Origin of the sequence: Bradyrhizobium genomosp. III, assembly GCF_000261705.1 — a bacterium.
Classification (GTDB): Bacteria; Pseudomonadota; Alphaproteobacteria; order Rhizobiales; family Xanthobacteraceae; genus Bradyrhizobium; species Bradyrhizobium ottawaense.
Genome location: NZ_AJQF01000016.1, coordinates 1 through 7362, shown reverse-complemented (window position 1 = coordinate 7362; position 7362 = coordinate 1). Strand labels below are relative to the sequence as shown.

Genomic DNA, 7362 nt, shown 5'->3' with positions numbered 1-7362 from the left:
CTCCCGCCAATGGCGGGCTTGCGATCCTCAAGACTGGCGACAAGGTCCGGGTCGACCTCAACAAGGGCAGCGCCAACATCCTGATCTCGGACGAGGAGCTGAAGAAGCGTCACGCCGAGCTCAAGGCCAATGGCGGCTTCAAGCATCCCGAAAACCAGACGCCGTGGCAGGAGATCTATCGCAACACCGTCGGCCAGCAATCGACCGGCGCCTGCATGGAGCTCGCCACGCGCTATCAGAACGTCGCCGGCACGTTTGGCGTGGCGCGGGATAATCACTAACCAAGATTGTCATTCCGGGATGCGCCGCAAGGCGCAGGCCCGGAATCCATACTCCCGATCGTGGTTATGGATTCTCAGATGCGCAATTGCGCATCGTAGCTCGCGCCTTCGCCGCGCCCCGGAATGACGGCACCAATTCAAAGGAGAAAACAACATGGCAGACCGCCTCAAGGGCAAACGCGCCGTCGTCACGGCTGCGGCAGCAGGCATCGGGCGCGCTTGCGCCATCGCATTTGCGCGTGAAGGCGCAACCGTCATCGCCACCGACATCAACGAGACCGGTATCGCTGATCTGACCAAGGAAGGCATTGCCGAGGTCGCAAAGCTCGACGTGCGCAACACCGCCGACGTCAACGCCTTTGCCAAGCGTATCGGCAAGATCGACATCCTGCTCAACGCGGCCGGCTTCGTGCACCACGGCACCATCCTGGAGTGCTCGGAAGAGGATTTTGATTTCTCGTTCGACCTCAACGTCAAGTCGATGCACCGGACCATCAGGGCCTTCCTGCCCGACATGATCGCGGGCGGCGGGGGCAGCATCGTCAACATCTCGTCCTGCGCAGCGCTGCGGCCGCCGGCGAACCGCTACGTCTACAGCTCGTCGAAGGCGGCAGTGTCGCTGCTGTCGCGTGCGGTCGCGCTCGACTTCATCACCAAGGGCATCCGCTGCAACTCGATCTGCCCCGGCACCGTCGAGACGCCGTCGATGCTCGACCGCGCCGCCGCACAGGGACCGCAAGGCAAGGAGATGTTCATCTCCCGCCAGAAGATGGGCCGGCTCGGCACCGCCGAGGAGATTGCCAACATGGCGGTCTATCTCGGCAGCGACGAGAGCGCCTTCACCACCGGCGTCGACCTCGTCGTCGACGGCGGCTACATGCTCTGACGCTTAGGGGCCGCCAGCATGAACAAGATCGATCTCGACGGCCGCGTCGCCATCGTCACCGGTGGCGCGCAGGGCTTTGGCCGCGCCATCACCGAGCGCCTTGCCGCCTCCGGCGCCAAGGTCGCGATCTGGGATTTCGACGCCGCGCTCGCTGAGAAGACGGCGAAGGAGATCGGCGACAACGTCCGCGTCTTCAAAGTCGACGTCACCGACACCGCGGCCGTCGAGCAGGCGCGCGATGCGACGCTCAAAGCATTCGGCAAGATCGACATCCTCGTCAACAATGCCGGCATCGCCGGCGTGAACAAGCCGGTCTGGGAGACCGACCTCGAGGAATGGCGGAAGGTCCTGCGCATCAACCTCGATGGTCCCTTCATCGTCTGCAAGGCCATCGTGCCCGCGATGCTCAAGCAGAAATACGGGCGGATCGTGAACATCGCCTCGATCGCCGGCAAGGAAGGCAACCCGAACGCCTCGCACTATTCGGCGTCCAAGGCCGGCCTGATCGCGCTGACGAAATCGCTCGGCAAGGAGCTTGCCGCGCATGACATCCTCGTCAATGCGGTGACACCGGCCGCGGCCAAGACCGCGATCTTCGACCAGATGACGCAGCAGCACATCGACTTCATGCTGTCGAAGATCCCGAAGGGGCGCTTCGTGCTGGTCGAAGAGCTCGCCGCGATGGTGGCCTGGCTCGCATCCGAGGACTGCGCGTTCTCGACCGGCGCGGTGTTCGACATCTCGGGCGGACGCGCAACCTATTGAGGACAGCATGATCCGGGAAGGTGGATGCCTGTGCGGCGCGGTGCGGTTCAAGGCGGAAGGCGAGCCGCTCAACGTTCGCGTCTGCCATTGCCGCCTCTGTCAGAAGGCGATGGGCTCGCCCTTCTTCGCCCGCGCGCAGTTCGACCAGCGCGCGCTGAGCGTCGAAGGCGAGACGGAGCGCTATGCGTCGTCCGAGGCGATCGACCGCGTGTTCTGCAAGCGCTGCGGCACGCGCTTGTTCGCCTGGCGCCGTAACGGCACGCTCGCGGGCGTGTCCCTCTCCGTTTTCGACGATCGCAATGCCTTCGCGCCGACCGAGCACATCTGGGTCTCGGAAAAGCCCGCCTGGCTGAAGCTCGACGACGGCCTGGTGCAATATCCGGGGACGATTCCGGCCTGATTGCACGATGGCACGGCGGCGTGCTGCCGGCGCCCCCTTTGCAGCGTGGCATTTCGGGACCGCCCCTCCTATGTTGAGCCGAAGCGTTGCTGTACCGCCGGTTGGCCGGGACGGCCGCAAGGCCGCAGGCAAACCGGGACGGACGAGCCGTGAACACTTCCCTTTATGATCTGTCGGTATGGGTGCTTCCCCTCGTGCTCGCCATCACCTTCCACGAGGCTGCGCACGCTTTCGTCGCGGACCGGCTCGGGGACGACACGGCCTCGCAGCTCGGCCGCGTCAGCTTCAACCCGCTGCGCCACATTGACCCGTTCGGCACCGTGATCCTGCCGGCGATGCTGCTGTTCGCGCACTCGCCGTTCCTGTTCGGCTACGCCAAGCCGGTACCGGTCAACTTCCGCAAGCTGAACAACCCCAAACTGGACATGGTCTGGGTGGCATTGGCCGGGCCTGTCACCAACATCCTGCTGGCGCTTGCAGTGGCCCTCGCCTTCCACGCCCTGCCCCTTGTCCCCGCAAGCTCGGCGAAATGGGTCGCCGACAACCTCAAGAATGCGCTCATCATCAACGCCATCCTCGCGGTCTTCAACATGATGCCGATCCCGCCGCTCGATGGCGGGCGCGTCGCGGTCGGGCTGTTGCCCCGCCCGCTCGCCATGCCGCTGGCCCGGCTCGAGCCGTTCGGGATGCTGATCCTGATCGGCCTGTTGATCCTGCTGCCCCTTGCAGGTTCCCAGTTCGGTCTAAATCTTGATGTTATTTCAGCAATACTGCGAACGTTGACCGGTTATGTGATTCAGGCTGTTCTCCTCCTGACCGGCAATGCGTAGTTGAACAGCCACCCGAACTTTAAGCCGAAGGGCCAGAGGCCGACTTGGTCAAAGCTGCCGATATGCTGATCGCGCGACGCGCGGACACCCGCGCCCGCGCCGATTTTGCCACCTGGAAGATGATGGCCAAGCTCAATGGGGCGTCCGCGCTCCCGCCGGAGGCCCAGGAGTTTCTGGCGAGCTACCAGAACCTGCTGGCGCAGATGAGCGAGGGCGAGGCCACCGAGGCGACCATCGGTGCGATCTACAAGGCCTATTATGCCGAGATGGGCGGCGCGGGAGCCGCACCCGACGTCCGCCCTCGCCCGCCTGAAGCAGCGGCGGACAATGTTACCGCTTTCCGCCGTCCGGCGCCGAAGCCAAAGACGACCAGCTTTTTCGGGGCTGGTGCGACAGCTGGAACCCAGAAACGGCCGCTCCCGGTGGCGCTGATCTTCGCCTGCCTGGTCGTCGTCTATGTCGGCATCCGGCTCTACTGGCGCTGAGCGGTCTTCTTCTTTTTCGCGTCGGCCGGCGTGAAGATGATATCGACGGTCCGCTCGAACCGGTCCTCGGTCAGCCCGGCAGGCGGCTGCGGGATCGGATCCGACTTGCGGACGATCGAGACCGCGGCCGCGTCGTAGGCTGAATCCCCGGATGACTCCACCACATCCACCGACAGCACGTTGCCCTTCCGGTTGATCGCGAAGCTCACCTTGACCTTCTGGTTATTGGGCTGCTTGCCTTCCGGATTGATCTTGTGCAGCGACAAATGCGCGCTGATCTTGCGGTTCCAGTCGGCGGTCAGCTTCAGGATGTCCTTGCCGATGCCGATGACGGGCGCCAGCGCCTTCTCGGCCTCGCGCGCGTCCTCCTCGAGCGTCTGCCGTGCCGTCGCAACCGATTTCGGCGAGGCTTCGGCGGCCGGCGTTTCGACCGCCTGAATTTTCGGATCGTCTTCGGTCGGCTTCTTCGCGTTGTTCTCGGTCACGACGCGGTCGGGATCCTCGACCTGCTGCGACTGGTCCTTTGGAAGCTCCGTCTCCTTGGTCTCGGCCTTTTGCTCGGGAAGCGCCTGCTGCTCCTGCATCGCTTCGCTGTCGGGCCCGGGCGGCAGATCGGTTTCGGGCGCCTTGGGCGATGCCATCTCCACGGCGAATTCCGCACCGTTCGCACCCAGGCCGTCGCCGTCGTCGTCAGCGCGCAAATGAGCCAGCGCGAGCGCAGCACCACCCAAATGGAGCACGAGCGCGGCCACCGCCGCCAGGATCCAGAGCTTCCGGGATGGTCTGTGTTCGTCCGACATAGCGGGCCTCTAAGGCTGAGCGGCGCCTGCCGCAGGCGCTCCCGGCGCGCCTTCCAGCGCCACCAGTTTCACCCGCGTATAGCCGCCTGAGCGCAGGAGCTCCATGACGCCCATCAACTCCCCGTACGGCACCGAACGATCGGCGCGCAGGAAGACGTACTTGTCCTTGCTCATGTCGGACAGTCCGTCGAGCGTCCCGATCAGCTCGGCCCGGTGAACCGGATTCTGCCCGAGGGCGAGCGTCAGATCGGGCTTGATGCTGAGATAGGTCGGCTTGTCCGGTTTCTTCTGCGGCGTCGCGCTCGACGTCGGCAGATCGATCGGCAGGTCGACCGTGGAGAGCGGAGCTGCGACCATGAAGATGATCAGCAGCACCAGGATGACGTCGATGAACGGCGTGACGTTGATGTCATGCGTTTCCGAGAAATCGTCGTCGTCATCGTTGTCTGCGAGCGAAACGCCCATGGCTCACTCCGCCGCGCGCGAATGCACGCTGCCGTGGCTGCGGTCGAGATCACGCGAGAGCAGCCGCCCCGCGGCACCCGAGGCGCGGCTGACGAGCTCGAGATAGCCCTTCGTCACGCGCGAGAAGTGGTTGTAGATGATGACGGCCGGGATCGCGGCGACGAGGCCGATCGCGGTGGCGAGCAGCGCCTCGGCGATGCCGGGCGCGACGACCGCGAGGTTCGTGGTCTGCGACTTCGAGATGCCGATGAAGCTGTTCATGATGCCCCAGACCGTGCCGAACAGGCCGACGAAGGGCGAGGTCGAGCCGATGGTCGCGAGCACGCCCATGCCGATGCGGATCCGCCGCGCCTCGGCGCGCACGATCTCGGAAAAGCTGGAGGCCGCGCGCTCCTTGATGCCGGCGTCGCTGGACAGGCCGGCCGACATCCGCGCCTCGCGCAGCGCCGCCGCCAGGAACGACGGCAGGATGCCCTCCTTGGCTCCGAGCGCCATCTGCGCTTCGGCGAGGGAGCGCGTCTCCGCAACCTTCTTCAGCGCCGAACGAAGCTTGGAGGATGCGACCGACAGCTCGATCGACTTGGCGATGAAGACGGTCCAGGTCATCAGCGATGCGAAGGCGAGCCCGATCATCACCGCCTTCACGATGACGTCCGCCGACATGAACATCACCCAGGGTGACAATTCCTTCATCGCCGGCGCGATGCCAGCCGCCGCATCAGGCTTGGCGGTGGTCGAAACGGCGGCCGCGGAGGGCACCGTCGGAGCAACCGGGGTGGCTGCCGTCGAAGCCGAAGGCGCCGGGACCGCAGGCGTGGTGGCCGCGGGCGCCGCCGGAGCCGGACCGGCCGGGGCCGGCTGAGCCGTCGACTGCGCCGGTGCCGAGGGGGGTTGTGTCTGGGCCGAAACGGGGGATGCGAGCCAGGCGGCCGCCAGCATCAAGGCTGCGGCAAGGCTTGCTCTAGAGGTCATGGTCTTCATACTTCGGCCCAGTAGCGAATGAGGTTGTGATAGATACCCGTCAATTTGACCGTTTCGGGATCGTCACGCCCGAGCCGGTCCACCAGCGCCTGAATCGCGGTATCGAGGTCGAAGATCATGCTCCGGGCTTGATCGTCCCGTATCATGCTCTGCAGCCAGAAGAAAGACGCAACCCGTGTTCCCCTGGTCACCGGCGTGACGAGGTGGAGGCTGGTCGAGGGATAGAGCACGCAGTCGCCGGCTGGCAACTTGACTTCGTGCGAGCCGTAAGTGTCCTCGATCACAAGTTCGCCACCGTCGTACTCTTCCGGCTCGGCGAGAAACAGCGTCACCGACAGGTCCGTGCGGATGCGAAGGCCGGTCAGACGGTCGCCGCGGATCGCATTGTCGACATGCAGGCCGAAATGGTGGCCGCTATCCGCCGCATAGCGGTTGAACAGCGGCGGGAAGATCTGGAGCGGAATTGCCGCCGCGATGAAGCGCGGGTTCGACGTCAGCGCCGAGATGATGCGGTTGCCGAGTTTTCGCGCGACTTCGCTGTCCGGTGGCAATTGCTCGTTGCGCTTGACCATGGCCGACTGCGCGCCGGCGGTGGACCGGCCGTCCTCCCATGCGCTGGCGTCCATGATGCGGCGGAAATCCGCCACATCATCCTTGCTGAGAACGCCAGGCAGGCACGTCAACATGATCAGAACTTCGCCGTCGTCACGAGGTAGAACGCCCGGCCCGGCGCGACTGCGACGAACGGCACGGCGCTGCGATAGAACGAGTCGTAATACAGCTTGTTGGTCAGGTTCTGGGCGTAGAACTTCATCGTCCAGTTCTTGTCGATCTTCTTCTCGACGAACGCATCGAAGCGCCAATAGCTCGGCAGCTCGTTGGTGTTGGCCGCGAACGTGCCGCCATAGACCTTCGAGCGATACACCGCCTGTCCGCCAAGCTCCCAGCCGTCGTCGAACTTGTATTTGGTCAGCATGCTGAACGACTGGTGGGCGATATTGGCAAGCTGCAGGCCGATGTTCGAGGCAACGCCGCTCTGCGTGACCTTGGACTGCATCAACACCAGGCCGCCGAAGATGCTCCAGCGATCCGTGATCTTACCCTCGGCTTCGATGTCGATGCCTTGGATCCTGTAGGCGGCGCCCGAGGTAAGCAGGCCGTTGACGGTTTCGCGCGCGTTGTCCTTGGTGGTCTGGAACAGCGCGCCGGTCACCAGCAGATGGCGATCGGCAAGCTCCCATTTGGTACCGACCTCGATCGCCTTGTTGCGCTCGGGTCCGAGCAGGATGGTCGAGTTGGCGGGAACGCCGCCGTAGTCGGTGCCGGTCGCGTCAAGCTCCGAGCCGAACGGATTGGCCGAGGTCGCGTAGGCTGCGTAGACGCTGCCGATCGACATCGGCTTGTAGACCGCGCCAACGTTGTAATTGACGAGATCGTTGTTCTGCTTGAGGTAGGCCGAGTTCGTCGAC

At 64.6% G+C, this 7362-nt stretch carries 10 protein-coding genes and 1 pseudogene; 6 read left to right on the top strand and 5 right to left on the bottom strand.

Features of this window, described 5'->3' with window-relative positions; genetic code table 11:
• The 6 genes and pseudogenes from IC66_RS0101325 to IC66_RS0101300 form a co-directional block, all read left to right on the top strand.
• A pseudogene (locus IC66_RS0101325) lies at positions 1 to 281 on the top strand (dihydroxy-acid dehydratase domain-containing protein); the annotation flags it as partial.
• A 154-nt stretch (positions 282 to 435) separates the two neighbouring features.
• Entirely contained in the window at positions 436 to 1167 is a 732-nt protein-coding gene (locus tag IC66_RS0101320) for an SDR family oxidoreductase (RefSeq protein WP_038946408.1), read from the top strand.
• A gap of 18 nt (positions 1168 to 1185) precedes the next feature.
• The gene (locus IC66_RS0101315; RefSeq protein ID WP_038946407.1) at positions 1186 to 1932 is read left to right on the top strand and encodes an SDR family NAD(P)-dependent oxidoreductase; all 747 of its coding nucleotides are present in this window, start codon (positions 1186 to 1188) and stop codon (positions 1930 to 1932) included.
• 7 nt (positions 1933 to 1939) lie between these two features.
• Positions 1940 to 2332 carry a GFA family protein gene (locus tag IC66_RS0101310; protein ID WP_028145167.1) on the top strand — a complete coding sequence of 131 codons (393 nt, stop codon included), beginning with the start codon at positions 1940 to 1942 and terminating at the stop codon, positions 2330 to 2332.
• A gap of 149 nt (positions 2333 to 2481) precedes the next feature.
• On the top strand, positions 2482 to 3162 hold the full coding sequence (locus IC66_RS0101305; protein ID WP_038946406.1) for a site-2 protease family protein: 681 nt from the start codon (positions 2482 to 2484) through the stop codon (positions 3160 to 3162).
• A gap of 62 nt (positions 3163 to 3224) precedes the next feature.
• A complete protein-coding gene (locus IC66_RS0101300; protein ID WP_028145169.1) occupies positions 3225 to 3647 on the top strand; it encodes a hypothetical protein in 423 nt (140 codons plus the stop codon).
• On the opposite strand, the gene IC66_RS0101295 is transcribed toward IC66_RS0101300, so the two are convergent.
• From IC66_RS0101295 to IC66_RS0101275, 5 genes are all read right to left on the bottom strand, one after another.
• Complete coding sequence (locus IC66_RS0101295) at positions 3635 to 4447, bottom strand: energy transducer TonB family protein (RefSeq protein WP_028145170.1); 813 nt, start codon at positions 4445 to 4447, stop codon at positions 3635 to 3637. The two genes, IC66_RS0101300 and IC66_RS0101295, sit on opposite strands and share 13 nt — an antisense overlap.
• Positions 4448 to 4456: 9 nt before the next feature.
• Positions 4457 to 4912, bottom strand: coding sequence for a TonB system transport protein ExbD (gene exbD / locus IC66_RS0101290; protein ID WP_038946404.1), 456 nt, complete (start codon positions 4910 to 4912; stop codon positions 4457 to 4459).
• Positions 4913 to 4915: 3 nt separating this feature from the next.
• On the bottom strand, positions 4916 to 5893 hold the full coding sequence (gene exbB, locus IC66_RS0101285) for a tonB-system energizer ExbB (protein WP_038946403.1): 978 nt from the start codon (positions 5891 to 5893) through the stop codon (positions 4916 to 4918).
• Positions 5890 to 6579: a Fe2+-dependent dioxygenase gene (locus IC66_RS0101280; RefSeq protein ID WP_028145173.1), complete on the bottom strand. Its 690-nt coding sequence runs from the start codon at positions 6577 to 6579 to the stop codon at positions 5890 to 5892. Before IC66_RS0101280 ends, exbB begins: the two co-directional genes overlap by 4 nt.
• Before the next feature lie 2 nt (positions 6580 to 6581).
• On the bottom strand, positions 6582 to 7362 hold a 781-nt coding region (locus IC66_RS0101275), incomplete at its 5' end, for a TonB-dependent receptor (RefSeq protein WP_038946402.1).